This window comes from Actinoplanes awajinensis subsp. mycoplanecinus (assembly GCF_001509495.1).
GTDB classification, from domain to species: Bacteria; Actinomycetota; Actinomycetes; order Mycobacteriales; family Micromonosporaceae; genus Actinoplanes; species Actinoplanes palleronii.
The window spans coordinates 30,062-55,823 of the sequence record NZ_LLZH01000234.1 but is presented as its reverse complement, the minus strand read 5'-3'; the positions used below and the strand labels follow the sequence as shown (position 1 = coordinate 55,823).

Sequence of the window (25,762 nt, the reverse complement as noted above, 5' to 3'; positions counted from 1 at the left end):
GCCCGTGAGGCCACCCGTCGCCCGGCCGCCCGGCTGGCTTCCAGGGGTGCCTCACCGGCCCGGACACACCCCTGACGGCCAGCTGGCTTGCGGCGGCTGGCTTTCCGGGGTGTGTCACAGGCTCTGAGGCACCCCTGACGACCAGCTGGCTTTCGGCGGCTGGCCGTCAGGGGTGTGGCCCTTGAGGGCTATCGGCAGTGGATCCGGCGCTAAGCCTCTGGGCTGTTGACGTTCGTGGATGTGCCGTACGTTGATCGGTCGTGCCGACCAGATTCTTGACGGATGAGCAGATCGCGCAGTTCGGCCGGTTCGCGGCTGCGCCGCCGGACCAGGCGACGTTGGAGCAGTTCTTCTTCCTGGATGACGCGGACCGGGACCTCATCGCGAAGCGGCGGGGCGATCACAACCGGCTGGGGTTCGCGTTGCAGTTGGTCACCGTTCGGTGGCTGGGGACCTTCCTGACGGATCCGTTGGATGTGCCGCTGGTGGTCCTGGACTACGTCGCGACGCAGGTCGAGGTGGCGGACCCGTCGTGCGTGAAGCGGTACACGGAGCGGGAGAAGACCCGACTGGAGCATCAGTGGGAGATCGCGCAGGTTGGCGGCTTCGTGTCGTTCGCCTCGGCGCAGGAATCGTTGGTGCAGTGGCTGGATCGGCAGGCGTGGACGACCGGCGACGGGCCGAAGGCGTTGTTCGTCGCCGCGGTGGCCTGGCTGCGCACGCATAAGGTGCTCCTGCCCGGGGTGACGCCGCTGGTGGAGCTCGTGGCGGAGGTGCGCCAGGCCGCGGAGACGCGGCTGTTCGACCAGCTCGCGGGAGTGGTGTCGGTGGACCAGGCCCGGTTGTTGGAGTCGGTGCTGCAGGTGCCGGAAGGGCAGCGGCGTTCGCAGCTGGACCTGTGGCGCCGCGGCGAGCGGTCCACGACCGGCCGGGGCATGGTGGCGGCGTTGACCCGGGTGGCGTCGATCGCCGGGCTGGGGATGCGCCGGGTGGACGTGACGGGGGTACCGACCCGGCGGGTGATCGAGTTGGCCCGGTACGGGATGGCGGCGAAGGCGCCGAAGCTGGCCCGGCATCCGTACCGGCGCAGGTTGGCGACGGTGTTGGCGACGGTGCGGTGGCTCAAGGTGACGGCCACCGACGACGCGTTGGAGTTGTTCGACGTGTTCATGTCCAACGAGCTGATCGGGCGGGCGTCGAAGGCATCGGACAAGGACAAGCTGCGTCGGCAGCCTGGCTACGCCCGGCATGCCGCGGTGTTGCGCGCGGCGGTGCAGGTGCTGCTGGAGTCCGACGAGTGGGGCGAGGGCATCCCGGTCGAGGTGGTCTGGGACGCGATCGAGACGGCGGTGGGGTCACGGGATCGGTTGCGAGCTGCGGTGGACGGGGTCGCGGAGATGATCCCCCCGGCCGGCGCGGACCCGGACGGGCAGTGGCGGGCCGCGGTGGTCGAACGGTTCGCCACGGTGCGCCCGTTTCTGCGGATGCTGTGCGAGGTGGTCGAGTTCGGGGCGACCGCGGGCGCTGCCGCAGATTTTGGACATGCGGCCGAGCGAGCGGATCCCGAAGGGCTACGCCGATGCGCGCAAGGTGGATGTGGATCTGGTGCCGGGCGGGTGGTGGTCCCGGTCCGCACCGCGGACGCTCGGGCGAACCCGAAGTATTTCGCCCGCAAGCGGGGCGTGACCTGGCTGAACATGATCTCCGACCAGGCAATCGGGCTGGCCGGCAAGGTGTTGTCCGGCACCCCACGCGACACCCTGAACGTCGTCGACCTGGTGTACAACCCCGACGGCGGGCCGCAGCCGGAGGTGCTGATCACCGACGCCGGGTCGTACTCCGACGTGGTGTTCGGGATCGTCACCTTGCTCGGCTTCGACTACCGGCCGGTGCTCGCGGATCTACCGGATACCAAGCTGTGGCGCGTCGACGCCCGCGCCGACTACGGCGTACTGGATAAGGCCGCCCGGGGCCGGGTCGACCTGGACAAGATCCGCCGGCACTGGCCGGACGTGCTACGAGTGATCGCCTCGGTGCACACCCGGGAGATCTCCGCGCACGATGTGATCCGGGTGTTGCAGCACGACGGGCCGGCTCACCGACCTCGGCGAGGCGGTCGCGCACTACGGGCGCATTAGCACAAACACATCAACGTTCACGGCCACTACACCTTTGCCCTGCCCGAGTTGGGTGGTGCTCGCCGGCCGCTACGCGACCCCGACGCCGTCGAAGAATAAAGCTTCCAACGACCAGCAGGCGGGCCGTCAGACGGCGCGGAGGGCGGTGCGGTGTGGGCGCTCGCGTAGGTGAGTTACCGCCGCGGCGGTCGCGTCATCAGCGGGTAGGAGAAGGATCAGTTGCTGGGCGTCTGAGGTGGGAAGCTCAAGGACCTCCCGGTTCCATCGCAGTTGATGGGCGTGTGGGTGAGTCATCCTCAGCGGGACTCGGGCCGGAGGGATGTGGCGGTGCAGCCGCCGTGTGAACTCGTCGCCGGCGACGGTCGCGAAGTCTGCCGTGAACCATTCGAACGTTTCGGTCGAGGGTCCGAGCCACAGGTTGAAGACCTGCTCGTCGGCGATCTGGTCCCAGTCGACGAAGGTGGTTCTGGCCTGAGGATGGGTGAAGACATACCTGGTGAGGTTTGGCTCCTCGGCGTCCAGCAGGCCGGTGTCGCGCATGACCGTGCCGAAGCCGTCGGTGTGGGCAAGCACGTCACCGAGTCGGTTGGTGACGAAGGCGATGCCCGGCTCCAGGAGGGTGAGTATCTGGCGTACGGCTGGCCGTACGGTGCGCTCGGGCGGCCGCGGCCGGACGTGCCCGGCGCACGCCCCACCGGTGATCTTGGCGAGGTAGCCCAGATGGGTGCGTTCGGCGGTGTCGAGGTTGAGCGCGTCGGCGAGGGCGTTGACGACCGAGCGCGACGGGTTGCGGTCGCGGCCCTGTTCGATTCTGGTGAGGTACTCGACGCTGACTCCGGCCCGAGAGGCCAACTCCGAACGTCGTAGCCCGGGAGCACGTCGTCGCTGGTGTGCCGGAAGGCCCAAGTCCTCTGGTCGGATGCTGTCGCGCTTGGCCCGGACGAAGTCCCCTAGCGGCGTACCCATGCTGCGAGCCTACGGCCCGGTACTGCCGGCCGGCGGGGTGCAGGGTAGCCCTGCGGGGGCCAGCCTGCAGGCGGTCTGGCTGCGCGGGCGGGAACGATAGATCGTCGACGGTATGAGCGACAAGAGCAGACTCGTGGTCATCGTCGGTAGCGTGCGTGAGGGCCGGTTCGGTCCGGTCGTCGCCTCCTGGGTGGCGGATCAGATTCAGGCACACGGCGGTTTCGACGTCGATCTCGTCGATCTGGCCGGCGTGGACCTTCCGCTGGCGCTGCCGGCCGCTCCGCCGAAGTTCGCCGGGGACGACTACCCCCGTCCCGAAGGCATGAAGGACCTCACCAGGAAGCTGTCGGAGGCCGACGCTTTCATCATCGTCACTCCCGAGTACAACCACAGCTATCCGGCGTCGCTGAAGGCGCTCATCGACTGGCACTTCACCCAGTGGACCGCCAAACCGGTGGCGTTCGTCAGCTACGGCGGTGCGGCTGGTGGTCGGCACGCGGTGCTTCACCTGGAGAACGTGCTCACCGAGCTGCACGCGGTGACCATCCGCGACGGACTGGCCTTCCCCAATTACTTCACCGCCTGGCAGGACGGCGTCCCGCTGGACGCCGCGGCAGCCGGCTACGCCAAGACGCTGCTGGAACAGCTTTCCTGGTGGGCGCAGGCATTGCGTGCCGCCCGTACCGCCGCCCCGTACCCGGGTGGGGCGTGACGATTCATGGACTACACCAGTCTGGGCTCGTCGGACCTGCGGGTGAGCCGGATCGCGCTCGGTTGCATGGGTCTCGCCCAACCCACCGACAGGCACCCATGGACGCTCGACGAGGACACCGCTCAGCCGATCTTCCGGCGAGCGGTCGAACTCGGCATCACGCTATGGGACACCGCGAACGTCTACGGGCACGGCACCTCCGAGGAGATCCTGGGCCGGGCTGTGCGCCGTTACACCCGACGTGAGGAAGTGGTCATCGCCACGAAGGTCGGCCTACCGATGCACGAGGGGTTGACCGGCTCCGGCCTGTCCCGCCAGGCGATCATGGAGCAGATTGACGCCTCGTTGCGCAGGCTCGGCACCGACTACGTCGACGTGTACCAGGTCCACCGCTTCGACCCGAAGACCCCCGTCGAGGAGACGATGGAAGCCCTGCACGAGGTCGTCGCCGCGGGCAAGGCGCGTTTTCTCGGTGCCTCGTCGATGGCTGCCTGGCAGTTCGCCAAAATGCAACACGCTGCCCAACTACAATCCTGGACCGCGTTCGTCTCGATGCAAAACCAATACAGCCTCGTGCAACGCGAGGAGGAACGGGAGATGTTCGGGCTCCTCGCCGATCAGGCCGTATCAAGTCTGACCTGGTGCCCACTCGCCTCCGGCCGCCTTGCCCGCCCCTACGGCCAGCAGACGTCACGCTCGGCCAACGACCAGGTCGGCAAGCACTTCTTCGACGACGCCGACCACGCCATCATCGACGCGGTACAGACCGTCGCGAACGCCCATGACGTCACCATGGCGCAGGTCGCGCTCGCGTGGATCCTGAGCAACCCGGTCGTTGCCGCACCCATCGTGGGTGCCACCGCACCACACCACCTCGACGACGCCGCTGCAGCTCTGAAGGTCACCCTCAGTGGGCAAGAGCACGTCATGCTTACCGCTCCCTACACTCCACGGCAGCCGACCGGCTACTGAAGCGCCGGTGGTCGGAGTCCCCAAATTCGAATGTGTCTCGCGAGTAAGGCTGAGGGCGCAGCGACTCGGTCGCAGCGCCCTCAGTCCAATGTCCCCGCGCGTCAGCCCACCACAAACGATCGTCTGCGATAGACCCCATCCGGGTCATTCGCCGTCGAGCATCAGCCCAGCACCCATGCCTACCAAAACGCATAGCGAAAACAACGCATCACAACCCTGCTCCGCAGGTGACTTTCGATAGATTGCGACGGTGGGACACAAGATCGGGTACGCCCGGGTCAGTACGGCCGATCAAGATCCGCAGCTGCAGCTTGACGCGCTCGCCGCCGAAGGCTGCCTCAAGGTCTACAAGGACGTGGCCACCGGCACCAAGGCCGACCGCCCACAGTGGCAGGCGTGTCTGGAGGATCTGCGCCCGGGCGACACCCTGATCATCTGGAGGATCGACCGGCTCGGCCGAAGCCTCCGCGATCTGGTCGACATCGTCGCCGCCCTCGAAGCCCGCGGGGTCGGCGTTAAATCGCTGACCAACGGCATCGTCGACACCACCACCGCGCACGGCAAGCTCGTCTTCGGCATGTTCGCCCTCATGGCCGAATACGAAGCCGCCCTCATCAAAGAACGCACCCTAGCCGGCCTCGCCGCCGCACGCGCCCGAGGCCGCACCGGCGGCCGCAAACCCAAGATGACCTCCGCTCTGATCAACAAGGCGCAACGCATGTACGACAGCCGACAGTTCACGATGGCCGAGATCGCCACTTCCTGCGGCGTCACCCCTATGACGATCTACCGCAACATCGCACCGACCGCACGGCCGCGTCAGAGCCGTCGTCGCGAGGCTGACCAGGCACGCTATGGCTTAGCGCCGGATCCACTGCCATTGGTCCCCATGGGCCGGTGTGTCACCGGGTCTGAGGCACCGCTGGGAGCCAGCCCGGGGGTGGGCGTTGGTTCTCGGCGGTGCCTCGAAGCGTGAAGCCCGCGCCGGATGTTTGAAGGTTCGTACGAAAAATCCCGGGTTTTGACCTGAAAAGCCTCAACGGGACGTTAACTGCCGGGTTTCGCCGATCGGGAGGTGCGGAGCAGGAAGCCGGGCATGGTGAGGCGCTCGCCGCCGACGGTGGCGAGCACGTCGACGTCTTTGATGCTGTTGTTGGTCCAGGTGGGTGCGGCGAACCATGCGGTGAGCAGCTCCCGGGTGACGCCCCAGTCGCCGCCGGCCGCGGCGGAGATGGCCAGCACGTAGAGGAAGCCGCCGGGTTCGACCAGGGTGGGCAGCTGGGTGAGGTAGGCGTCGAGGCCGCCGTGGCGTTGCAGGTTGTGCAGCAGGCCGCAGTCGAAGACGGTGTCGTAGTGGGCCTTGGGCAGCGTCAGCGCGGTGGCGTCCTGGACCTCGAACTTGGCGGTCAGGCCGTCGGCTTTGGCGCGGGCCTTCTCGATCGCGACGGGTGAGATGTCGACGCCGGTGACGTGGTAGCCGCGGCGGGCGAGGATGACGGCGAGGTCGCCGGTGCCGCAGCCGAGGTCGAGCACCCGGGGTCCGCGCACGCCGTGTTCGAGCAGCGCGGCGATGGCGGGCTGCAGCCGGCCGATCTCCCAGGGCGCGGTGCCGGTGCGGTACAGCTCGTCATAGTCGATCATCGGTCTCCCCCGTCTCGGTGTTGCGGGCATTGTCGCCGACGGCGAGCAGGTACTCCACGGCGAGGGTGACAACCTGGTCGCCGGTGACGCTCAGGACCCGCCGGGTGTCCGGGTGCAGGGGGAAGGTCCGGATCAGTTGCCCGGTGCGGAGCTCCCAGATCCGCAGGGTGCCGTCGGCGCAGGTGGTGGCGACGGCCGGTACACCGTGGCCGGCGGCCGGGCAGAGGTCGGTGACGGTGCTCGGATGGGGCAGGGCCGGTCCGGCCGGGTCTCCGGTGGCCAGGTCGTCGATGGTCACTGTGGTCCCGACGGCGGTGAGCAGGGTGGTGCCGGTGACGTGCAGGGCGCGGACGGCGTGCGCGCCGAGGATGTCGGCCGGGTCGGTGGTGACCCCGGTCGGGTGGGCGCGGGCGGCGAGCGGCCCGGGTGGGGTGAGTGCGGTCAGGTCGGTGCCGTCGTACCAGCGGATGCTGCCGTCGGTGAAGCCGACCAGGACGACGGTGCGGCCGTGCCGGTCGGCGAGGGCCACGTCGGTCGCCCGGCCGGTCTCCGCGACGGAGGTGCTGGCGCGCAGGGTGAGGGTGGTGGCGTCCCAGACGGCGACGGTGCCGCCGATGGTGACGGCGGCGATGAGTCCGTCGTGGGCGGCGAGCCCCCACAGGATCGAGCGGTCCGGCAGCCGGTCGGCGGTGGCGGTGCGGGTCGCTCCGGTGACCGGGTCGACGACGGTGGGCACCAGGTCGGTCATGACGACGAGCTGGGTGCGGCCGCTGACGGTGACGGTGGCCAGGTGCGGGTGCCCGCCTACGGCCTGGTACCTGCCGGTCGGTGTGCCGGCCGGGGCGGCGAGCGGCTGCCCGTCGTGAGTGGCGTACCGGTGCACGAGGCCGTGCGTGTCGAGCGCGACGAGGGTGTCCTGGCCGTCGGTGGTCGCGGTGAGCAGCCGTGGGTGGTGGCCAGGATCCGGAGCCGGCCGGTCGGTGAGGTCCAGCAGGTTGGTCCGCCCGCCGCTGTGCAGGCCTTGGACGGCGAAGGCGGTGCTGCCGTGCACGGCGACGTGCTCGATCCGGGTGGTGAAGTCGGTGCGGGCCGTGCCGTGCCGGGTGCCGTCGCGCACGTCGACGACGTGCAGCGTGAGGCCGTGGCTGCCGACGACCATCCGGGTGCCGTCGGGGGTGAACACCAGGTGCTTCCCGACGGAGCCGCCGCCGATGGTGACGCGCCACAGCGGCGCGGCGGCCGGGATCTCCCATACCGTGAGCAGTCCGTCGTCGTCGAGGGTCACGGCCCGCGGCTGCCCGTCCAGGACGGTCCAGCCGGCTGCGGTGATGCTCTGCGCGATCGGTTGTGCCGTGCCGAGTGGCCGCAGGCCGTCGAGGTGGTGGAAGTGGACCGTCTGGTCGTCGACGTAGTCGCCGCCGCTGCTGACGACGGCCGGGGTGCCGGTGGTGCCGATCGCGACGAGGTGCACGAAGCCGGTGTGCGCGGCGGTGCGGGCCAGCAGCCGCCCGTCGGTCAGGTCCCAGTGCAGCAGGTAGCCGGCGCGGGTCCCGGTGACCGCGGTGCCGGCGCCGACGGCGAGGCTGACCAGGTCACCGGCCGGGCCCGGGATGTCGTCGGGGTCGGTGGCCAGCAGCAGCCGGCCGGTGGTCATGTCCCACACGTACACGCGGGTGTCGTCGATCGCGGTGACGGTGCCGGCGGTGAACACGGCGTCGCGGCGGTAGCCGTCGCCGGGGATGGTCTGCAGCGGTGTCCGGTGCACGTGCCCGTCGGAGCGGGCGATCCGGAAGATGATGTCCGAGCTGAAGGCCCAGGCGTGGCCGGCGTCCAGGTGGGTGCCGTGCAACGAGTCGCGCAGTTCGTGGATCTGCCGCAGGTCCGGGCTCAGCGGGTTCCCAGCGGTCCAGCGGGGCAGCCGGTCTGGCGGGTTGGCGGCGCGCAGCCGGGCGGCGTCCGCGGTGCGGCCCTGGCGCAGCAGCATGGTGATGCGGTCGTACCGGTCCATGGGGTCCTCCTGGCGCTTTCTACGGCAGGGTAGTTTCGCCGTCATGGCGCGGATCGTGATCGTCGGGGATGTCGGGGGTTGTGCGGAGCAGCTCGAGCGGGTGGTGCTGCCTCTGGCCGACGATCCGGACACGGTCGTGGTGCAGGTCGGTGACCTGGTCGATCGGGGTCCGGACTCCTCGGCGGTGTTGCGGCTGGTCGAGGAGTGGTTGCCGACCGGCCGGTGGATCCAGCTGCTCGGCAACCACGAGGCGCAGTATCTGGGCGGCAGGAGGTTCTGGCCGCAGGAGCTGGCCGTCGACGACGCGGCGCGGTTGAACAGCTGGTGGTTGCGGGAGTGGCTGCGGGTCGCCGCGGCGGTGCGGACCGCCGACGGTGAGGAGTTGCTGCTCTGTCACGCCGGGCTGACCCTGGACACGTGGCGGGAGCTGGGTGCGCCGGTGACCGCGGCGACCGCGGCGGGGCTGTTGAACACCCGGCCGGAGCCGCTGCTGTGGGGTTATGACGGGCCGTTGTGGGCCGAGGCCGGGTCGCGGTTGTACCCGTCCTGGTTCGACGACATCGAGGCGTTGCCGTTCTCCCAGGTGCACGGTCATTCCTCGGTGGTGGACTTCACCACCGAGGGGTACGTCTGCGAGGAGCGGATCCGGGCCCGGACGACCGTCGACTGGGCGGCCCGGCACACGGTGACCCGGGTCAGCGGTGGCCGGTTCGTCGGTGTCGACCCGAAGCACGGCACCAGCGGCGCGCCGCGGTGGGCGCCGCTGGTGCTGCCGGACGCGGAGCTGATCGTCTAGTCGAGGCGGCCGACTCCCCCGTAGATGGCCACGTCGTGCGCGCTGGGCCGTTCACCGGCGGCCGGCTGCCCGTCGGTGACCGGGACGATGCCGGGTGCGAGCAGGTGCAGGCCGGTGAAGAACGCGGCGATCTGCTCGTGGTCGCGGGTGTACAGGTCGGTGCGGCCGCGGGCCTGGAGGTCGCGGGCGAACGCGGCTTCCGGCGCGGTCGCGAAGTCCAGGGTGGCGTGGGTCAGGGTCAGGTGGCTGCCGGGCGCGAGCGCGTCGCGATCCCCCGTATCGATGGTGGTGGAACTGTCCGGGGGCGACGGTAGCGCACCGGAAACCGGTTTCCCCGCGTCGTAGGGTGATCGCATGCGACTCGCGGTGATCTCCGATGTGCACGGCAATCTGCCCGCTCTGGAGGCGGTGCTGGCGGCGATCGCCGGTGACGGCGTCGACCTGACCGTCAACCTCGGTGACCTGTTGTCGGGTTATGTCCAGCCGGTGGAGACCGCGGACCGGCTGATCGGGCTCGGTCTGCCGACGGTGGCCGGTAACCATGAGCGGCAGGTGCTGACGCTGCCCGAGGACGAGCTGGGCCTGGCCGACCGGATCACCCGTTCGCTGATCGGCGCGGAGCACCGGGCGTGGATGGCGGGCCTGCCGAAGACCCTGACGCCGGCGCCGGGTGTCCTGGCGTTTCACGGCACGCCCACCGACGACCTGCAGTATCTGCTGCACACCGTGGATGCGGCCGGTACCCGCGACGCGACCCTGGACGAGGTCCTGGACCGGCTCGGTGACGCGCAGGCGCGGCTGTTCCTGTGCGGGCACACCCACCTGGCCGGGCAGTTGCGGCTGGCCGACGGCCGGTTGATCGTGAATCCGGGCAGTGTCGGCTGGCCCGCGTACACCAGCGACGAGCCGTTGCCGCACGTGATCGCGGCGGGCACCCCGCACGCGCGGTATGCGCTGGTCGACGACGTGTCCGGGCGGTGGGAGGCGGAGTTCCGGCAGGTCGTGTACCCGTGGGACGAGGCCGCCGCGCGCGCCGAGGGTTTCGGGCGTCCCGGGGTGGCGCACGCGCTGCGGACGGGGACCAACTGATGCTGCGGGTCCGCTCCTATGCCCCCGGTGAGCTGCGTGTCGAGGACGCGCCGGAGCCGGTGCCGGGTGAGGGTGAGCTGCTGATCCGCGCGCACGCGATCGGGGTGACGCTGCCCGCGGTGCGCCGGGTCGACGCCGGTGCCGGGCCGCTGCCGGCTCTGCCGGGCGGGGAGGTCGCCGGTGAGGTGATCGGTGTCGGTCCGGGCGTGTCCGGCTGGGCCGTCGGTGAGCGGGTCACAGCGCTGCCGTTCGGTGGTTCCTACGCGCAGGTGGTGACCGCTCCGGCCATGATGGCCGACCGGATCCCGGCGGGCGGGGACTTCACCCAGGGTGTCGCGCTGGTGCCCTGGAGGCCGCGAACGTACAGAAGAATGAATCGGTCCTGATCACCGCGGCCGCGAGCGCGTCGGACATCTGCTGGTCCAGGCCGCGCGCCACCGCGGCGCCGGCCGCGTGGTCGCGGCAGTGGCGGCGGCACGGTCCCCGCCCACGACCTCCTGGCCGGCGCGAAGACGATCACCGGTTTCGCGATGGCGCACTTCGCCCGGTCCCACCCGCAGCGCTACGCCGAGCACGGCCACGAGCTGTGGCAGCTCGCCCTCGCCGGGGCGCTCACCCCGCGCGTGCACGTGGCGGTGCCGTTGGCGCAGGCGGCGCGCGCCCATACGATCGTGGCGGCCCGCGAGAACTGCGGAAAGGTGGTGTTGTTGCCGTGACGGTGCACTGGGTGACCGGTTTCCTGGACACGCCGGCCGGGGACGCGCCGGTGTCCGAGCGGTTCTGGCTGGCGGTGACCGGCACGAGCCTGTCGGCGCGGCGCGGTGACGGCGCGTTCGCGACCCTGGTGCCGCCGTCCGGGGACGCCTGCCTGCGGGTGCAGGTGGTCGGCGACGCCCCGGCCCGCGGGCATCTGGACCTGCACGTCACCGACCTGCCCGCGGACACCGACCGGCTGGCGGCGCTGGGTGCGACGGTGATCAGCCGCGCGGACGACGTGGTGGTGCTGCGCTCCCCCGCCGGGATCGTGTTCTGCCTGGTCGCCTGGCACGGCGAGCGCACCGGTCCGGCCGCGCCGGTGTGGCCGGGCGGGCACAGCAGCCTGGCGGATCAGCTGTGCCTGGACATTCCCGGTGCCGCTTATGGCGTGGAGGTCGGGTTCTGGCGCGCGGTGACCGGCTGGGACCACGACCCGATGCCGGACTGCCCGGAGTTCGAACGGTTGTTCCCGCCGGGGCCGATCCCGGTGCGGTTGCTGCTGCAGCGCCTCGACGGCGCTGGTCCGGCGGGGGTGCATGTGGACCTCGCTTGCTCGGATGTGGCGGCGGAGGTGGCCCGGCACGTGGCGCTGGGCGCGACGGTGGTGCGGGAGGTCCCCGGGGACTGGACGACGCTGCGGGATCCGGCGGGCCGGGAGTACTGCGTGACCGCCCGGGCGCCTGGCCCGTAGCGCGCATCGCCGTCGGTGCCCGCCGGCGCGGCGACTCGATCCACGAGCCTCAGCCCAGCAGCCACCCGTTGTCGACGGCGAGGCGGACCGCTTCGGCGCGGGTGCGCGCGCCGGTCTTGCCGATCGCCGCGGACAGGTGGTTGCGTACCGTGCCGTCGGACAGGCGCAGCTCGCGGGCGATGTCGGCGACCGTGCCGCCGTCGCGGGCGGCACGCAGCACGTCGGTCTCGCGTTCGGTCAGCGGCGAGTCGCCGTGCGCGAGGCTCTGCGCGGCGAGGGCCGGGTCGACCACCCGCAGGCCCTGGTGCACCCGGCGGACCGCGTCGGCCAGCTGCCGGGCCGGGGTGTCCTTGACGACGAATCCGCTGGCCCCGGCGGCCATCGCCTGGCGCAGGTAGCCGGCCCGGCCGAACGTGGTCACCATCAGCACCCGGCACTGCGGCAGCGCGTCGGCGAGCAGCCGGGCCGCGGAGATCCCGTCCAGGCCGGGCATCTGCACGTCGAGCAGCGCCACGTCGACCTCGTGGGCGCGGGCCTGCTCGACGACCTCGTCGCCGCGGCCGACCTCGACGACCACCTTCAGGTCGGGTTCCAGGTCCAGCAGGGCGGCCATCGCGCCACGGACCAGGGCCTGGTCGTCGGCGAGCAGCAGCTTGATCACGGGACCTCCATGCGTACGCGGAATCCGGGCTCGTCACCACGGTGCCCGGCGGTCAGGTGCGCGCCGAGTGCGTCGGCGCGCCGGCGCAGGCCGACCAGGCCCTGCCCGGCGCCGGGGGCGGTGGCGGCGCCCGGGCCGTCGTCGACGATCTCGACGCTGTCCGGGCTCAGCCGGACCTCGGCGTTGCGGGCCCGGCTGTGCCGCACGATGTTGGTGACCGCTTCCCGGATGGTCCAGGCGAACAGCTCCCGGTTGCGGGTCGGCACGTCGTCGGCGGCGCCGGGCAGGTCGGCCTTGACGTTCGCGGCGGCCAGCGCGGCCCGCGCGGCGGCGATCTCGCCGGGCAGCGAGATGCCGCGCATGTTCAGCGCGGTGGCCCGCACGTCGGCCAGGGCGTCGCGGGCCAGGGCCTCCAGGTCGCGCAGTTCGGCGCGGGCCCGCTCGACGTCGACGTCGAGCAGCCGCTGGGCGAGTTCGGCCTTGACCGCGACCACGGTCAGCGAGTGCCCGAGGATGTCGTGCAGGTCGCCGGCGATCCGGGAGCGTTCCCCGGCGACGGCCAGCTCGGCGATCTCGCTCTGCGCCTGGATCAGCCGGCTCTGCCGTTCCAGGGCCAGCCGCATGCCCCAGGTCGCCGCGGCGGCGAGCACGACGGCGAGCGCGTAGCCCTGGCTGCTGCCGTGCCAGCCGGGCACGAACCGGATGGCGGTCTCGACGCTGACGGCGACGGTCAGGGCGACCGGCAGGCCCTGGCGCAGCGGCAGGCCCATCACCGCGGTGGCGCTGATGTAGACCGCGCAGGTCAGGGTGTGCTGTCCGGCGGCGGGCACCTGCAGCAGGGCCAGGACCAGCATGGCGAGCAGGCCCAGCCAGATCGGCAGGGCCCGTTCCGGGTACGCGATGTCGCGGCGGGTGCGGCGCATCGTGCCGAGCAGCACCACGTAGGTGATCGCGAACAGGGCGAGGGCGGCCAGGCCGGTGTCGCGCCAGGCGCCGTCCGGGTGGTCGAGCAGGGCGGTGAGGTTCTCGCCCAGGTAGAACAGCCAGATCGCGCCGAACACCCAGCCGCCGCGGGAGCGGCGGCTGAGCTCGTCGGAGGGTGTCGCGGTCATGAGGGGAAAGGTACGGGTCAGACCCGGGCGGTGTCGCGGCGGAACCGCCACATCGCGCCGAGGGCGAACAACGCGGTCCAGACCACCACGTTGAGGATCGCCACCCACACGTCACCGTCGTGGGTCAGCGGGTAGCGGGCCAGCTCGCCGACGCCGTACACCGGGGTGAACTTGGCGACCGTGGCGAACGTGTGCCCGAGCGTGTCCAGCGGCACGAACAGCCCACCGGCGAACGACAGGATCGCCAGGCCCGGGCCGAGGATCTGCATCACGTTCTCGCTGGGCAGCAGGTAGCCCATGAACAGGCCGAACGCGGCGAAGACCAGCGCGCAGACCCAGGCCAGCACGGCGCAGGCGATCCACGTGCCGACCGGCATGTCGGCGCCGAAGAAGATCCCGACGACGTTGACGGCGAGCACCGACACCGCGCCGATGATCATGGCGAGGGTGAGTTTGATCGCGACGTACGCGGCCGGTTTCAGCGGGGTCAGCCGCAACTGCCGGCTCCACCCGGCGGCCCGTTCGATCGACACCATCGCGCCGCCGGACGTGGTGGCCAGCATCGCGCCGTAGACGGCCATGCTGATCAGTATGTACGCGGTGACGTTGCCCTCGCCGACCCGCTCGGTCTTGTAGTCGCCGGAGCTGCCGAACAGCAGGAAGAACGCCGGCGGCATGATCACGCTGAAGACGACGGTGCGTTTGTTGCGCAGCAGCCGGCGCAGCTCCAGGGCGATCATGCCCAGGGAGAAGCCGCCGAACCTCGGCAGCCGGCGCTCGGTGCCCGGGATCGTGGTGGCGGTCATGCCGGGGTCTCCTCGTCGGCGGTCAGGGTGAGGAACGCGTCCTCCAGGTTCCGGGAGGTGATCTCCAGGTCCCGGGCGGCCGTCTGGTTGAGCAGGTAGCGGGCGATCGCGTCGGTGTCGCGCCCGTGCAGGTAGACGCTGTCCCCGCGGACCTCGGCGGACTCGACGCCGGGCACCCGGGTCAGGTCGGCCAGCTCGGCGTCGGGCAGGGTGGCGCGCACGGTGCGGCCGGCGGCCAGACTCTTGACCTCGCTGGCGGTGCCGTCGGCGACGATCCGGCCGCGGCGCACCAGCACCACCCGGTCGGCGTACGCGTCGGCCTCCTCCAGGTAGTGGGTGGCGAAGATGACCGTGCGCCCGCCCTGGGCGTCCTCGCGGATCGCGTCCCAGAACTCGCGGCGCCCGCCGACGTCCATGCCGGTGGTCGGCTCGTCCAGGATCAGCAGCTCCGGGTCGGGCAGCAGGGCCATCGCGAACCGCAGCCGCTGCTGCTGCCCGCCGGAGCACTTGCCGACCAGGCGGTCGGCGATGTCGGCGATCCCGGCCCGTTTCAGCGCGGTGGTCACGGCGCTGCGCGGCTTGCCGAACAGCACCGCGGTCAGCCGGACGGTCTCCTCGACGGTGTAGTCCTTGAGCAGCCCGCCGGACTGCATCACCGCCGACACCAGGCCCAGCGCGACCGCGTCCTGCGGGGAGCGCCCGTACACCTGGACCGTGCCCTCGGTGGGCTGCGAGAGCCCGAGCAGCATGTCGACGGTGGTCGTCTTGCCGGCGCCGTTGGGCCCCAGCAACGCGACCACCTCTCCGGGGCGGATGCGCAGGTCGATCCCGTCCACGGCGGTGACCGTGCCGAATCGTTTGACCACGCCGTCCAGGTGCACGGCCGGCTGCCCCGTACCGGCGGCCGTGACATCGGTTGAAGCGGTGAGCGTCATGCCATCAGTGTCGGGTCCGCCGGGGGTGGTGTCCCGGGCTAGGCGTCACGGCTGATCCATGACATCCGTCAGTATGTGCTTTGCCCGTTCGCGTGCATCCACCACACTTCGCGGATGGAGCCGACCCAGAGTGCCCTGATCGTCCCGATTCCGGAGGCCGAGCCGGCTGTTGCCGCGCTGCGGGCACGCCTGGACCGTTCGGCATCCTGGGGCGTGCCCGCGCACATCACGGTGATCTTCCCGTTCCTGCCGCCGGATCAGCTCAGCCCGCAGGTGCTCGCCGCGGTCGGGCTGATCGCCGCCGGGGTGCCGCGGTTCTTCCTGAGCCTGGACCGGGTGGGCTGGTTCGACGAGCGGGTGCTGTGGCTGTCGCCGAACCCGGCCGAGCCGTTCCGGGAGCTGACCAACCGGCTCGCGGTGCGGTTCCCGGCCGCGTTGCCCTACGGCGGGCAGTTCCGCGACGTGGTCCCGCACCTGACCGTCGGGCACGACCGGCCCGGGCTGGCCGAGGCGGCCGACGCGGTGGCGCCGGCGCTGCCGATCCGGGCCCGGGTCACCGCGCTGCGGCTGATCACCGGGCGGCCCGAGGCCGGTGACTCGTGGCAGACCCTCACTGACTTTCCTCTGGGCTAGCCGCCAGGACGGTCTGCTCGGCGGCGGCCTTGTCCAGGCCCAGCGCGGCCAGGCTGCCCTCCTCCAGCAGGGCGAGCAGCACGTCACCGGTGGTGATGTCGTCGTGCGACAGGCGCAGCGCCTCGCGGAAGGTGAGCTCCAGGGCCTTGCGGGAGCGGGCGTCGTAGGGGATCAGCGCCGGCACGTCGCCGCCCGGGGCGGGCAGGGTCGCGGTCAGCGCCGCGCGGACCGCGTCGACGGTCCGGTCCTGCGCGACGATCGCCGCGGTGGCCTGGTTGTCCGGGTTCTCCAGCAGCCCGAGCAGCAGGTGCGCCGGGGTGATCTCGGGGTTGCCGTGCGCCTTGGCCAGGTTCATCGACGCGACGAGCGCGCCGCGGGCCTGCGTGGTGAACCGGTTGAAGCCCTGCGACGCGTCGAGTTTGTCCTTGGCCACGAACCGTTTCTGCACGGCCTGTTTGCTCACCCCCATGCTCTGACCGATCTCGGTCCACGAGGCGCCGGAGCGGCGGGCCTGGTCGACGAAGTGCCCGATCAGGTGGTCGGCCAGCTCCCCCAGGTGGTCACTGAGCAGCACCGCGTCGGAGAGCCGGTCCAGTGGCTGGTCGGGGCGGTTCTTGGTGATCGCGGAGATCAGGTCGTCGAGGCGTACCGGTGGGGTCATCTGCGTCATGCCGTCAACCGTAGGTTGACGATCCGGGTTCGTCAACCTTGAGTTGACGCTCTAGGGTGGGTGCCATGGACCTGACCTTGCGGGCGTGGCAGCCGGACGACGCGGACGCGCTGCGGCCGCTGCTGGACGACCCGGAGATCCGGCGCTGGACCCGCGCCCTGCCCGCTGCGGCGTGGATCGCCGCCCAGCAGGACGGCAGCCGGCACAGCTTCGCGGTGCTGCGCGCCGGTGAGCTGGTCGGCAACGTGGCACTGAAGACGCCGGGCGCAGGCCTCGCCTACTGGACGGTCGGGTACTGGACCGCGGCGCACGCCCGCCACCAGGGTGTCGCCTCGTGGGCGCTGCGGGAGATCACCGCATGGGCGTTCGGCGCGTTCACCATGCCGTCGCTGTCGCTGCTGCACCAGGTCGACAACCCCGGCTCGTGCGCGGTCGCGAACCGCGGCGGCTACCGGCTCGCCGAGCAGCTGCCGCCCGGTGGCGGCTACCCCCGGCCGGGCCACCGGCACGTCCGCGATCGGGCATGATCACCGCCATGACCGTCAATCCGATCCGGCACATCACCGTCGACGCCCACGACCCCGTCACGATCGCCCAGTTCTGGGCGCAGCTGACCGGCTACGTGCTCGACGACGAGTCCGACGCCGAGGAAGCGCTGCTGGTGTCCCCGTTCCCGGCGTCGCCCGGCATCCTGTTCATCGCGGTCCCGGAGAGCAAGACCGTCAAGAACCGGCTGCACCTGGACATCGAACCGCCCACCGGCACCCGCGACGAGCTCGTCACGAAGATGCTCGGCCTGGGCGCCACCGTCCACGAGGACCACCGCAAACCCGACGGCGGCGGCTGGGTCACCCTGCGCGACCCGGAAGGCAACGAGTTCTGCGTCGAGCGCAGCGCCGCCGAGCGCCCCACCCCTTAACCCCTTCTCCGGTACGACCACCCGGCGCCCGTCCGCAGGCCACGCGCCGCGTCCCGCCCGTGAGGCCGCGCGCCACGCCGCTGCCACTGCGCGCCTCCCGCCCCCGGCTGGGCCTGACGGCCCGTAAGGCGGTCGGATAACGGCCGTCAGGGCCAGCCGGGGCCTGCGTACACGTACGAGAAAAGGGTTAACCGGAAGTTTTGGCAGCTTCCTTCTTGCCGCGTTTGCCGAGCGGGACCTCGGACATGTCCACGGTCTGCGAGGTCAGCTTCTTGTAGGCGTAGCCGTGCGCGTCGAGCCAGGCCACCGTCTTGGCCTCGGCACGCGCGGTGACCTGCGGGATGTCCGTCTCCGAGGTGACCTGCTCGGCGAAGCGGTACGTGAAGAACGGCCGGGCCGCGATGTCGTAGCTGAGGTGACCCTGCTCGGTGTACTGGACGGTCAGCAGGTCGTCACCGCCGTCGGCGGCCAGGGCGGCCTTCTGGGCGTCGGTCAGGGCGTCGAAGGCGCCACGGACGGTCACGCGGATCGTGCGGGTCTCGCTCATCCGGCCAGTATCGGCGCGCCCGCCGGTCCGGGGCATCCGATTATCGCCAGCAGGTCCAGGGGTGTGGCCAGCCGGAAGTCGGCGGGTTCGGCCGGGTCGTGCCGGTGTCCCCAGCCGGCCGCGGCGCTGCGGCTGCCGGCCGCCGCGGCCGCGCGCAGGTCCAGGAAGGAGTCGCCGACCAGGATCAGCCGGCCGGCCGTGGTGCCCAGCTCGGCGGCGGCCAGCAGCATCCCGTCCGGGGCGGGTTTCGGGTGTTCCACCTGGTCACCGCCGATGATCAGGTCGGTGTCGAGGCCGGCGGCGGCGAGCAGGATCCGCGCCGCACGGGTGCTGGCGCCGGTGAACACGGTGACCGGCAGCGCCGCGGCGCGCAGAGCGGCGAGGGTGGCGGCGACGTCCGGGTACGCGGTCACCGGCACCCCGTCGAGGTGCCGGTAGTACACGTCGTGCTCCGCGGCGCTCAGCGCCCGGCCGGTCAAGTGGTCGAGGATCACCTCCGGGGTGCCGCGCCCGTACGCGGCCACCACCTGCTCCGCGGTCACCGGCGGCGCGCCCAGCTCGGCGACGGTGCGCACGAACGCCGCCGGGACCACCCGCGACGAGTCGATCAGGGTGCCGTCCATGTCCCACACCGGCAGCATCAGGCGGCCAGGAACTCGTGGGCGCCCCGCAGCCGGGTCTGCAGCACCTGCGCGGCGCGGTCGATGACCAGCCGCACGTCGGTCGGGCGGTGCAGGCCCAGCGCGGCCAGCGAACCGGCCGGGATCGCGCCGGCGTCCAGGCCCTCCCGGCGGGCGACCAGCACACCCAGGTCGTAGCGGCTGACCGGGTCGGCGCCGGCCACGTTGAGCACCCCGGCGTAGCCGCCGGCGGCCAGCTCGAGCAGCGCGTCGGCCAGGTCGTCGACGTGCACCGGGGTGCGGACCTCGTCGGTGAACAGCGCACCGGTGGCCCGCCCGGCGATCAGGTCCCGGGTGAGGATCTCGTGGGCGCTGGTGCCGTCCCCGAGGATCAGCGACGTGCGCACGATCGCGGCGGTCGCGTCGACGGCGCGCACCGCGGTCTCCGCGGCGGCCTTCGCGGCGCCGTAGCGGTAGATCGGGTCGGGCAGCGCCGCCTCGTCGTAGTGCACCTCGCGGCCGGAGAAGATCGCGTCGCTGGACACGTGCACCAGGCGGATGCCGCGGGCCGCGACGGCCAGGTGCGCGGCGCCGTCCGCGGTCGACGGCCAGTCGTTGCGGTCCCGCCCACTCGCGGTGTGCACGATCGCGTCCGGGCGTACCTCGTCGAGGACCCGGCGGATGTCCGCGGGGTCGCGGATGTCCAGGCACACGTCCGCGGTCGCCGCCGGGGCGTGCAGGTAGGTGCCGATCGGCTCCCAGCCGGCCGCCGCGGCCCGGGCGAACACCCGCCGGCCCAGGGATCCGCTACCACCGGTGATCAACAGACGTCCCGTCACGCGGCGCACTCTATCCGGCGAATCTCAAAGCGGCCGCCAGGGAGGCGGGGGCGGCCGGGAGCAGCGGCAACCGTACGGATGGGGTCGGGATGCGGCCCTGCGCGTGCAGCACCGCCTTGATCACGGTGGGGTTGGGTTCGGCGAACAGCGCCGCGGACAGCGGGGCGAGCGCGTGCCCGAGCGCGCGGGCGGCCGGCACGTCGCCGGTGCGCCACGCGGTGGCCAGCGCGGCGAACCGGTCGGTGGCGACGTGCGCGGACGCCGTGATGCCACCGGCGGCACCGAGCGCGAGCAGCGGGGACAGGTACAGGTCGTCGCCGCCGAGGATCGCGAACCCGGGCGGCGGATCGGCGAGCAGGCTGATCATGTCGGCGTCCAGCGCGCCGGTCGCGTACTTGATCCCGATCACGCCGTCGATCGCGGCCAGCCGGCGCAGGGTCGCGGCGTCCAGGGCCTGACCGGTGCGGGCCGGCACGTGGTAGACGACCAGCGGGACGTCACTGGCCGCGGCCAGCGCGGTGAAGTGCGCGACCACACCGTCGGGGCCGGGCCGGACGAACGGCGGGACCAGGCTCACCACGGCATCGGCGCCCGGACAGGAGATCGCGGAGATCAGCGGGGCACCGAGGCGGGACAGCGTGGTCAGCACACCCTGCTGCTCATCGGGGCGGAGCGCGGACGGCTCGCCGGTGGTGCCGAGCGCGACCAGCCCGGTCGCGCCGGCGGCGAGGACCTCCTCGGCCAGGCGTTCCAGGGCCGGATAGGCGACCTCGCCGGCCGCGTCGAACGGGGTGATCATCGGGACGAAGATGCCGGTCAGTTCCATGACCATCAGGGTTCCCGGCCGTGAGCATCAGGTCCAGTTCACGTTTCTGGCGGTACTCGTAAGCTGAGCTGATGCTTGATGTGCGCCGGCTGCGGCTGCTCTGCGATCTGGACCGGCTCGGCACGATCGCGGCGGTGGCGCTGGCCCGGTCGTACACGCCCAGCGCGGTGTCGCAGCAGCTCGCCGCGCTGGAACGCGAGGCCGGGGTGGCGCTGCTGGAACGCAGCGGCCGCCGGGTCGCCTTCACCGCGGCCGGGCGGGTGCTGGCCACCCACGCCGCCGGGGTTCTCGCCGCGCTGGAGCAGACCGAGGCGGCCCTGGCCGCGGCGCGCACCGGGCCGGCCGGGCCGCTGCGGATCGGCGCGTTCCCGACCGCGGTGCGCACCCTGCTGCCGGCCGCGCTGGTCGCTCTGGGCCGGGCGTACCCGGCGCTGGAGCTGATGGTGACCGAGCTGGACCCGGCCGACGTGCCGGCCGCGCTGCGCGAACGGCGCCTGGACGTCGGGCTGCTCAACGACTACGACGCGGCGCCCGGCGAGGTGCACGCCGACCTGGACTCGGTGCCGCTGCTGGACGAGCCGGTGTTCCTGGCCGTGCCGGCCGGCACGCCCTGCGCCGGCCTGCGCGCGGCCGGCGACCTGGACTGGATCCTGGCCAGCGCCGGCACGCTGTGCCACGAGGTGACGCTGCGGGTCTGCGCGGCGCAGGGTTTCACCCCACGGGTACGCCATCGCGCCGACGACTTCGCGACCGTGCTCGCCCTGGTCGGCGCCGGCCAGGGCGTGTCGCTGGTGCCGCAGCTCGCGGTGCCCGCCGCCCCCGCGACGGTGCGCCTGATCCCCCTCGCCCTGCGGCGGCGGACCCGGATCGCGTACCGCCGCGGCGCCGCGGCCCACCCGGCGATCAGCGCCCTGATCGCGGCACTGACCTAGCTCTCCTGGTCGCGGCGGTCCAGTTTGCGTTCGCGTTCGTTGGCCAGGTCCTCGCGCAGGTCCTCCCACACCTGGTGCGCCTCGACCCGGTCGCGGCGCTCGTCGAGCAGCCGGTCACGTTCGTCGGCGAGCAACTCCCGGTCCCGCAGGCTCTGCTCGCGCTCGGAGATGTTGTCGGTCACCGAGCGCAGCAACCGGGTGGCGCCGGCCAGCCCCAGCAGCCAGCACAGGTGGTCCGGCGGGTTGCGCAGCGTGAACGACGCGCCGTGCTCGCGACTGACCGTGAGGGTGTGCGCGAGCAGGCGCAGCCCGGTGGCGTCACAGAAGCCGACCTCCGCGACGTCGAGCACGACGTGCCGCACCTGGGCGGTCAGCCACCGGCCGGGGATGCCGTCGAGCACGTCGCGGGCCTCGAAGGCCAGGTCCCCGGCGACCGCGATGTGCAACGTGCGGCCGATGACCTGGGCGCTCACCGTCACCGAACCTGCCGGCGGCGCCGGGCCGTCGTCCGCGGCGCTCACCGCGCGTCGACCGCCAGGGTGGCCCAGACCACCTTGCCGGCCCGGCTCGGCAGCGAACCCCAGGCGTGCGCGATCGCCTGCACGAACCGCAGCCCGGCGCCCCGCTCGATGAACGCCGCCGGCGGATAGCGGTACGGGTCGATCAGCTGCGGCATCGCCGCGTGCTGGTCCTGCACGGCCAGGTGCAGGTAACCGCCGCGGCTCGACACCGCGGCGCGCAGGTCGGAGCCGGCGTGCCGGACCGCGTTGGCCACGAACTCCGACATGATCAGCTGGGCCGGGCCGCGGTGCCGGGGCAGCCGCAACAGCTGGCAGGCGTCGTCGATGAGCAGCCGGGCCCGCCGCGCCGAATCCGGGTGGGCCGGCAGGTCGAGGTGCTCGTGGTACGCCCACGCCGGCCGGTGCAGCCGGGCCCGGGCCTGCGGGATGCTCATCGCCAGCCCGATCGCCCGCCCGGACGGGGCGCCCTGCAACCGGTGCAGCACCGCGGCCGGTGTCTCGCACAGGACGAGCACCGAACCGGGGCTGCGCGAGGCCGCGAACCGGTGCCCGGTGCACCAGGTCGCCGCGGAGTCGCCGTCCGGATCGGACAGCTGCGCCAGGTCCACGATCACCGCCTGCGGGCTCTCGGCGAAGCAGGCCCGTAACGCCCGCGCGGTCGCGGCGCGCAACTCACCGCCCCACCGGCCTCGCACCCGCACCTCGGTCACCCCTGTCGCTACGTCGTTGCTGACCACCAGCTGCGTGGTGTTCACGACGAGGAACGTGTTGTCCGCGCCGGTGACGGGCTCCATGCGATGCTCCTGGCTCGGGCCAGGCCGCGATGGCAGCGTGGCACCCACCCGGGGGCCCGGCTTCCTGAGCACCACCGTGTACGTGTCCCACGCTACCGGCGCGGCGGGGCCCGGCGCACCGGCGGCAGGTGCGCAAACAGATGGTGCCAAGGCTTGCCGGGTCGGCCGGGACGCTCCGACAATGAGGGATTCGGCGCTCCCCCTCGTCGCGCAGATCGGCTGGCACCCCATGACCAGCGACACCGCCGGCCAGCCCCGATGGCTGGCCGAGTTCCAGGAACTGCTGCTCACCACCGGCACCCTGCAACAATTCCTGCAGGAGGCGGCGACCCGCACGGTCGCGGCGATGGCCGGCGTGTCCTGCGGCATCACCGTGCGCACCACCGTCGAGCAGTACACGATCGCCAGCAGCGACGCGTATGCCAGCGGCATCGACCAGATCCAGTACCACCACGGCGAGGGCCCCTGCCTCGACGCGATCACCACCGGTGTGATCCACCCGATCCCGGACCTGGCCCGCGAGACCCGCTGGCCCCGGTTCACCGCCGCCGCCCTCGCCCGCGGTGTGCGCAGCTCACTGTCGCTGCCGGTCGGCGGCACCGATCCGGTCGGGGCGATCAATTTGTACGCCCGCAGCCCCCGCGCGTTCGCCGCCGGGCAGCGCGCCCAGGCGATCGCGTTCACCAGCACCATCACCGGCGCGATCACGCTGGCGATCCAGCTGGCCCAGCAGCAGCAGCTCAGCGCGGACCTGTTGCAGGCCCTGGAGACCCGGGCGGTGATCGACCAGGCCATCGGGGTGCTGATGGCCCGGCAGCGCTGCACCCCGGCCGAGGCGCTGCGGATCCTGCGCCGCGCGTCGCAGGACCGCAACGTCAAACTGCGCGCGATCGCGGCGACCATCGTGACCGGGATCAGCGGCACCCCACCGGCAAACGCCCGGTTCCACCCGCGCTGATCCCGCACGCCCGCCCGTCACGCCTTGCCGCCCTCGGCCTGCACCACCAGGCGGCGCAGCAGGTCGGCGAGCAGTCGCTGCTCGGCGGGGGTGAGCGGGGCCAGCAGGGCCGCGTCGGAGACGTCCTCGGCGCCGGACTGGCGTTCCCACGCGGCCAGACCGGCCGGGGTCAGCTGGACCCGGACCCGGCGCCGGTCACCGTCGCCGGCGCTGCGAGTGATCAGACCGTCCGCTTCCAGCGGCCGCAGGCGCGCCGAGAGAGCGCCGCGGGTCAGCGCGAGGTGGTCGGCCAATTCCGAGGGGCTTGCTTCGTACGGCGGGCCGGCGCGCCGCAGCATCAGCAACACCTTGAACTGCCAGCGCTGCAGCCCGCCCGCGTCGAGGATCTCCCGTCGCCGCTGGGTCAGGTACCGGCCCAGCACCGACAGCCGGCCCAGGACCGCCTCCCGGGTCGGGTCGAGCGTGGCGAGTGTGCCCGCCCACCGGTCGAGATGGTCGTCGATCGAGTCACGCATCCGCTGCCTCGCTCCCCGGCGTACAAAAATGGTTTTCTTGTGGATAGTTTTTTCGATAACTACCGTCGCCGAGCATGACCGATCTCGATGAGATTCTCGAAGCGGCCCGTGAGTTGTCCCGGGCCGGACGCTGGTCGCGGGCGTTGTCCCTGCTGGACGCGGCCGGGGCGGGCGACACGTTCCGGGTGGCGCTGGCGGCGGCCGAGGTCGCGGCCGAGTCCGACTGGTTCGGTGGCACCGAGCTGTCCGCCGGGCGCATCGCCGTCGCGGCCGGGCTCGGTGAGCACTGGGACCTGGACTTGCTGCGGCTCAAGCAGAGTTACGCGCTCGCGATCCGGAGCGACGGCGCGGATCCGGCGGTGTCGGCGCAGGCCGGGCAGCTGCACGATCGGGCGCCCGACGACGTGCGGCGCGGCTGGGCGCGGATGTATCAGGGGCTGATCGCGGACAACCTGCTCGGCCGCCGGGATCTGGCACCGGGGCACTACGCGGCGGCCCTGCGGGCCGGGGTGGACGGCGCTGACCCGCTGCTGGAACGGGAGGCGCTGCGACACCTCGGTGATCACGACCGGGACGGCGGGGATCGGGCGGCGGCGCAGACGAAGTGGGCCCGGGCGACCGAGCTGAGCAGCCGGGCCGGGCTGGTGCCGGGGCTGCTCAGTCAGCAGATCCTGCTCGCGGTGCTGGCCCGCGACGCCGGTGACGAGGCCGGGGCGCGGATGCTGGCCGGTGAGGTCGCCCGCAGCGCCGGGGCGATCGGCGCGGACCGCCTGCACGCCCAGGCCACCGCGTTCCTCACCGCCTGACCGCTCCGGCTCGTGTGGGGCTTTTCGGTGCGCAGCGCGCCCAAACTTCACACGCTCGGTGCTGACCGCGGTTGCGTGGGGACTTTGGGTGCGGAGCGCGCCGCAACTTCACACGCTCGGCTTGGTGGCGGTGATCAGGAAGCGGCGCGAGTGCGCGACGAACGGCCCGGCCGTGCGGATCTGCTCGTGCAGCGCCCGCAGCCGCTCCCGGTACCCGTCCACGGTGAACCCCGGCACCGTCCAGATCACCTTGCGCAGGAAGACGATCACGGCGGCGACGTTGGCGAACTCCATCCGCAGCCACGCGTCGCGCAGCTCGGTCACCCGCAGCCCGGCCGCGACGGCGGCCGCCCGGTGCCGGTCCGGGGCGCGACCCGCGCCGATCACCTGCGGACCCATCATGAAGTCGATCAGCTCGTGCACCGAACCCGCGCCGACCTGCTGCGACAGGTAGGTGCCGCCCGGCGCGAGCACCCGGGCGATCTGCGCCCAGTCCGTGCTGACCGGGTGCCGGCTGCTGACCAGGTCGAACGACCCGGCCGGGAACGGCAGCGGCGCGTCCTCGGCGACCTCGACCACGGTGCCGCCGAGCGGGGCGAGCCGCTGCCGGGCCAGCGCGACGTTCGGCGGCCAGCCCTCGGTGGCGCTCAGCGTGGCCGGCCGGTGCCCGTCGGCGGCGGCGGCGAGCACCTCACCGCCGCCGGTCTGCAGGTCCAGGGCGTGCCGGGCGGTGGCCAGCCGGGTGCTCAGCAGCCGGGCGTAACCCCAGACCGGGCGCTGCTCGGTGGCCCGGCCGGCGAACCAGGAGAAGTCCCAGCCGTCGACCGGAGTGGACTCACCCTCGGCCACGAGATCGTCGAAAGTCGCCATGCGGATGATCGTCGCGGCTGGAGCACCCG

32 protein-coding genes are annotated in these 25,762 nt (G+C 72.2%); 15 read left to right on the top strand and 17 right to left on the bottom strand.

The window, feature by feature from the left end; genetic code table 11:
* The first annotated feature begins 260 nt into the window (after positions 1–260).
* A complete protein-coding gene (locus ADL15_RS23125; RefSeq protein ID WP_067694865.1) occupies positions 261–2,138 on the top strand; it encodes a DUF4158 domain-containing protein in 1,878 nt (625 codons plus the stop codon).
* Positions 2,139–2,264: 126 nt separating this feature from the next.
* Here ADL15_RS23125 and ADL15_RS23120 read toward each other — a convergent pair whose 3' ends face one another.
* Positions 2,265–3,104, bottom strand: a complete 840-nt coding sequence (locus ADL15_RS23120) for a helix-turn-helix domain-containing protein (protein WP_067694861.1) — start codon at positions 3,102–3,104, stop codon at positions 2,265–2,267.
* A gap of 112 nt (positions 3,105–3,216) precedes the next feature.
* Here ADL15_RS23120 and ADL15_RS23115 point away from each other — a divergent pair, with 112 nt between their 5' ends.
* The 3 genes from ADL15_RS23115 to ADL15_RS23105 all read left to right on the top strand — a co-directional run bounded on the left by ADL15_RS23115 (position 3,217) and on the right by ADL15_RS23105 (position 5,764).
* On the top strand, positions 3,217–3,816 hold the full coding sequence (locus tag ADL15_RS23115) for an NADPH-dependent FMN reductase (protein ID WP_067694858.1): 600 nt from the start codon (positions 3,217–3,219) through the stop codon (positions 3,814–3,816).
* Positions 3,817–3,822: 6 nt separating this feature from the next.
* A complete protein-coding gene (locus tag ADL15_RS23110) occupies positions 3,823–4,788 on the top strand; it encodes an aldo/keto reductase (RefSeq protein WP_067694855.1) in 966 nt (321 codons plus the stop codon).
* Positions 4,789–5,038: 250 nt separating this feature from the next.
* The gene (locus tag ADL15_RS23105) at positions 5,039–5,764 is read left to right on the top strand and encodes a recombinase family protein (protein ID WP_067694852.1); all 726 of its coding nucleotides are present in this window, start codon (positions 5,039–5,041) and stop codon (positions 5,762–5,764) included.
* A gap of 71 nt (positions 5,765–5,835) precedes the next feature.
* On the opposite strand, the gene ADL15_RS23100 is transcribed toward ADL15_RS23105, so the two are convergent.
* A complete protein-coding gene (locus ADL15_RS23100; protein ID WP_067694849.1) occupies positions 5,836–6,429 on the bottom strand; it encodes a class I SAM-dependent methyltransferase in 594 nt (197 codons plus the stop codon).
* On the bottom strand, positions 6,416–8,437 hold the full coding sequence (locus tag ADL15_RS23095) for a WD40 repeat domain-containing protein (RefSeq protein WP_067694846.1): 2,022 nt from the start codon (positions 8,435–8,437) through the stop codon (positions 6,416–6,418). Before ADL15_RS23095 ends, ADL15_RS23100 begins: the two co-directional genes overlap by 14 nt.
* Before the next feature lie 43 nt (positions 8,438–8,480).
* On the opposite strand from ADL15_RS23095, the gene ADL15_RS23090 reads away from it, so the two are divergent.
* Positions 8,481–9,233, top strand: a complete 753-nt coding sequence (locus ADL15_RS23090) for a metallophosphoesterase (RefSeq protein ID WP_067694843.1) — start codon at positions 8,481–8,483, stop codon at positions 9,231–9,233.
* Here ADL15_RS23090 and ADL15_RS23085 read toward each other — a convergent pair.
* The gene (locus tag ADL15_RS23085) at positions 9,230–9,589 is read right to left on the bottom strand and encodes an SAM-dependent methyltransferase (RefSeq protein ID WP_067694840.1); all 360 of its coding nucleotides are present in this window, start codon (positions 9,587–9,589) and stop codon (positions 9,230–9,232) included. The two genes, ADL15_RS23090 and ADL15_RS23085, sit on opposite strands and share 4 nt — an antisense overlap.
* Here ADL15_RS23085 and ADL15_RS23080 point away from each other — a divergent pair.
* The 4 genes from ADL15_RS23080 to ADL15_RS23070 all read left to right on the top strand — a co-directional run bounded on the left by ADL15_RS23080 (position 9,588) and on the right by ADL15_RS23070 (position 11,769).
* Complete coding sequence (locus tag ADL15_RS23080) at positions 9,588–10,322, top strand: metallophosphoesterase family protein (protein WP_067694837.1); 735 nt, start codon at positions 9,588–9,590, stop codon at positions 10,320–10,322. The genes ADL15_RS23085 and ADL15_RS23080 overlap by 2 nt on opposite strands.
* Positions 10,322–10,708 (top strand): alcohol dehydrogenase catalytic domain-containing protein, encoded by a 387-nt coding sequence (locus ADL15_RS54375; protein WP_198170974.1) that lies wholly within the window; start codon positions 10,322–10,324, stop codon positions 10,706–10,708. The genes ADL15_RS23080 and ADL15_RS54375 overlap by 1 nt, the downstream gene beginning before the upstream one ends.
* Positions 10,709–10,852: 144 nt before the next feature.
* On the top strand, positions 10,853–11,038 hold the full coding sequence (locus ADL15_RS54370) for a zinc-binding dehydrogenase (RefSeq protein ID WP_198170973.1): 186 nt from the start codon (positions 10,853–10,855) through the stop codon (positions 11,036–11,038).
* The gene (locus ADL15_RS23070) at positions 11,035–11,769 is read left to right on the top strand and encodes a VOC family protein (protein WP_067694834.1); all 735 of its coding nucleotides are present in this window, start codon (positions 11,035–11,037) and stop codon (positions 11,767–11,769) included. The genes ADL15_RS54370 and ADL15_RS23070 overlap by 4 nt, the downstream gene beginning before the upstream one ends.
* 49 nt (positions 11,770–11,818) lie before the next feature.
* Here the strand turns inward: ADL15_RS23070 and ADL15_RS23065 are convergent, their stop codons facing one another.
* Genes ADL15_RS23065 through ADL15_RS23050 form a run of 4 tightly spaced genes read right to left on the bottom strand, consistent with a single transcriptional unit; the run spans position 11,819 to position 15,283 of the window.
* The gene (locus tag ADL15_RS23065; RefSeq protein WP_067694831.1) at positions 11,819–12,430 is read right to left on the bottom strand and encodes a response regulator transcription factor; all 612 of its coding nucleotides are present in this window, start codon (positions 12,428–12,430) and stop codon (positions 11,819–11,821) included.
* A complete protein-coding gene (locus ADL15_RS23060) occupies positions 12,427–13,542 on the bottom strand; it encodes a sensor histidine kinase (RefSeq protein ID WP_067694828.1) in 1,116 nt (371 codons plus the stop codon). Before ADL15_RS23060 ends, ADL15_RS23065 begins: the two co-directional genes overlap by 4 nt.
* A gap of 17 nt (positions 13,543–13,559) precedes the next feature.
* Positions 13,560–14,348 (bottom strand): ABC transporter permease, encoded by a 789-nt coding sequence (locus tag ADL15_RS23055; protein WP_067694825.1) that lies wholly within the window; start codon positions 14,346–14,348, stop codon positions 13,560–13,562.
* Positions 14,345–15,283 carry an ABC transporter ATP-binding protein gene (locus ADL15_RS23050; RefSeq protein WP_067694822.1) on the bottom strand — a complete coding sequence of 313 codons (939 nt, stop codon included), beginning with the start codon at positions 15,281–15,283 and terminating at the stop codon, positions 14,345–14,347. Before ADL15_RS23050 ends, ADL15_RS23055 begins: the two co-directional genes overlap by 4 nt.
* 114 nt (positions 15,284–15,397) lie before the next feature.
* Here ADL15_RS23050 and ADL15_RS23045 point away from each other — a divergent pair, with 114 nt between their 5' ends.
* Complete coding sequence (locus ADL15_RS23045) at positions 15,398–15,916, top strand: 2'-5' RNA ligase family protein (protein WP_067694819.1); 519 nt, start codon at positions 15,398–15,400, stop codon at positions 15,914–15,916.
* On the opposite strand, the gene ADL15_RS23040 is transcribed toward ADL15_RS23045, so the two are convergent.
* Positions 15,894–16,577 (bottom strand): Clp protease N-terminal domain-containing protein, encoded by a 684-nt coding sequence (locus tag ADL15_RS23040; RefSeq protein ID WP_067695367.1) that lies wholly within the window; start codon positions 16,575–16,577, stop codon positions 15,894–15,896. The two genes, ADL15_RS23045 and ADL15_RS23040, sit on opposite strands and share 23 nt — an antisense overlap.
* Positions 16,578–16,651: 74 nt before the next feature.
* Between ADL15_RS23040 and ADL15_RS23035 the strand changes: the two genes are divergently transcribed.
* Both ADL15_RS23035 and ADL15_RS23030 read left to right on the top strand, forming a co-directional pair.
* Positions 16,652–17,113: a GNAT family N-acetyltransferase gene (locus ADL15_RS23035; RefSeq protein ID WP_067695362.1), complete on the top strand. Its 462-nt coding sequence runs from the start codon at positions 16,652–16,654 to the stop codon at positions 17,111–17,113.
* 8 nt (positions 17,114–17,121) lie between these two features.
* Positions 17,122–17,505: a VOC family protein gene (locus tag ADL15_RS23030; RefSeq protein ID WP_067695365.1), complete on the top strand. Its 384-nt coding sequence runs from the start codon at positions 17,122–17,124 to the stop codon at positions 17,503–17,505.
* Between the two features lie 187 nt (positions 17,506–17,692).
* Here ADL15_RS23030 and ADL15_RS23025 read toward each other — a convergent pair whose 3' ends face one another.
* From ADL15_RS23025 to ADL15_RS23010, 4 genes are read right to left on the bottom strand one after another with little or no spacing between them, the layout of a single operon-like run.
* Entirely contained in the window at positions 17,693–18,052 is a 360-nt protein-coding gene (locus ADL15_RS23025) for a DUF6204 family protein (RefSeq protein ID WP_067694816.1), read from the bottom strand.
* Positions 18,049–18,675, bottom strand: coding sequence for an HAD family hydrolase (locus ADL15_RS23020; protein WP_232344293.1), 627 nt, complete (start codon positions 18,673–18,675; stop codon positions 18,049–18,051). The genes ADL15_RS23025 and ADL15_RS23020 overlap by 4 nt, the downstream gene beginning before the upstream one ends.
* Positions 18,676–18,692: 17 nt before the next feature.
* Entirely contained in the window at positions 18,693–19,511 is an 819-nt protein-coding gene (locus tag ADL15_RS23015; RefSeq protein ID WP_067695350.1) for a sugar nucleotide-binding protein, read from the bottom strand.
* Positions 19,512–19,521: 10 nt separating this feature from the next.
* On the bottom strand, positions 19,522–20,337 hold the full coding sequence (locus ADL15_RS23010; RefSeq protein ID WP_067695353.1) for a dihydrodipicolinate synthase family protein: 816 nt from the start codon (positions 20,335–20,337) through the stop codon (positions 19,522–19,524).
* A gap of 71 nt (positions 20,338–20,408) precedes the next feature.
* On the opposite strand from ADL15_RS23010, the gene ADL15_RS23005 reads away from it, so the two are divergent.
* Positions 20,409–21,269 carry a LysR family transcriptional regulator gene (locus ADL15_RS23005; RefSeq protein WP_067694810.1) on the top strand — a complete coding sequence of 287 codons (861 nt, stop codon included), beginning with the start codon at positions 20,409–20,411 and terminating at the stop codon, positions 21,267–21,269.
* Here ADL15_RS23005 and ADL15_RS54365 read toward each other — a convergent pair.
* A complete protein-coding gene (locus ADL15_RS54365) occupies positions 21,266–21,790 on the bottom strand; it encodes an STAS domain-containing protein (RefSeq protein ID WP_067694807.1) in 525 nt (174 codons plus the stop codon). The two genes, ADL15_RS23005 and ADL15_RS54365, sit on opposite strands and share 4 nt — an antisense overlap.
* Complete coding sequence (locus tag ADL15_RS54360) at positions 21,787–22,584, bottom strand: ATP-binding protein (RefSeq protein ID WP_067694804.1); 798 nt, start codon at positions 22,582–22,584, stop codon at positions 21,787–21,789. Before ADL15_RS54360 ends, ADL15_RS54365 begins: the two co-directional genes overlap by 4 nt.
* A gap of 181 nt (positions 22,585–22,765) precedes the next feature.
* Here ADL15_RS54360 and ADL15_RS54355 point away from each other — a divergent pair, with 181 nt between their 5' ends.
* A complete protein-coding gene (locus ADL15_RS54355; protein WP_198170972.1) occupies positions 22,766–23,542 on the top strand; it encodes a GAF and ANTAR domain-containing protein in 777 nt (258 codons plus the stop codon).
* A gap of 17 nt (positions 23,543–23,559) precedes the next feature.
* On the opposite strand, the gene ADL15_RS22985 is transcribed toward ADL15_RS54355, so the two are convergent.
* Positions 23,560–24,057, bottom strand: coding sequence for a MarR family winged helix-turn-helix transcriptional regulator (locus tag ADL15_RS22985; protein WP_067694797.1), 498 nt, complete (start codon positions 24,055–24,057; stop codon positions 23,560–23,562).
* 74 nt (positions 24,058–24,131) lie between these two features.
* Here ADL15_RS22985 and ADL15_RS22980 point away from each other — a divergent pair, with 74 nt between their 5' ends.
* Positions 24,132–24,863 (top strand): hypothetical protein, encoded by a 732-nt coding sequence (locus ADL15_RS22980; RefSeq protein ID WP_067694794.1) that lies wholly within the window; start codon positions 24,132–24,134, stop codon positions 24,861–24,863.
* A gap of 108 nt (positions 24,864–24,971) precedes the next feature.
* Here the strand turns inward: ADL15_RS22980 and ADL15_RS22975 are convergent, their stop codons facing one another.
* The gene (locus ADL15_RS22975) at positions 24,972–25,733 is read right to left on the bottom strand and encodes a class I SAM-dependent methyltransferase (RefSeq protein ID WP_067694791.1); all 762 of its coding nucleotides are present in this window, start codon (positions 25,731–25,733) and stop codon (positions 24,972–24,974) included.
* Positions 25,734–25,762 lie beyond the last annotated feature (29 nt).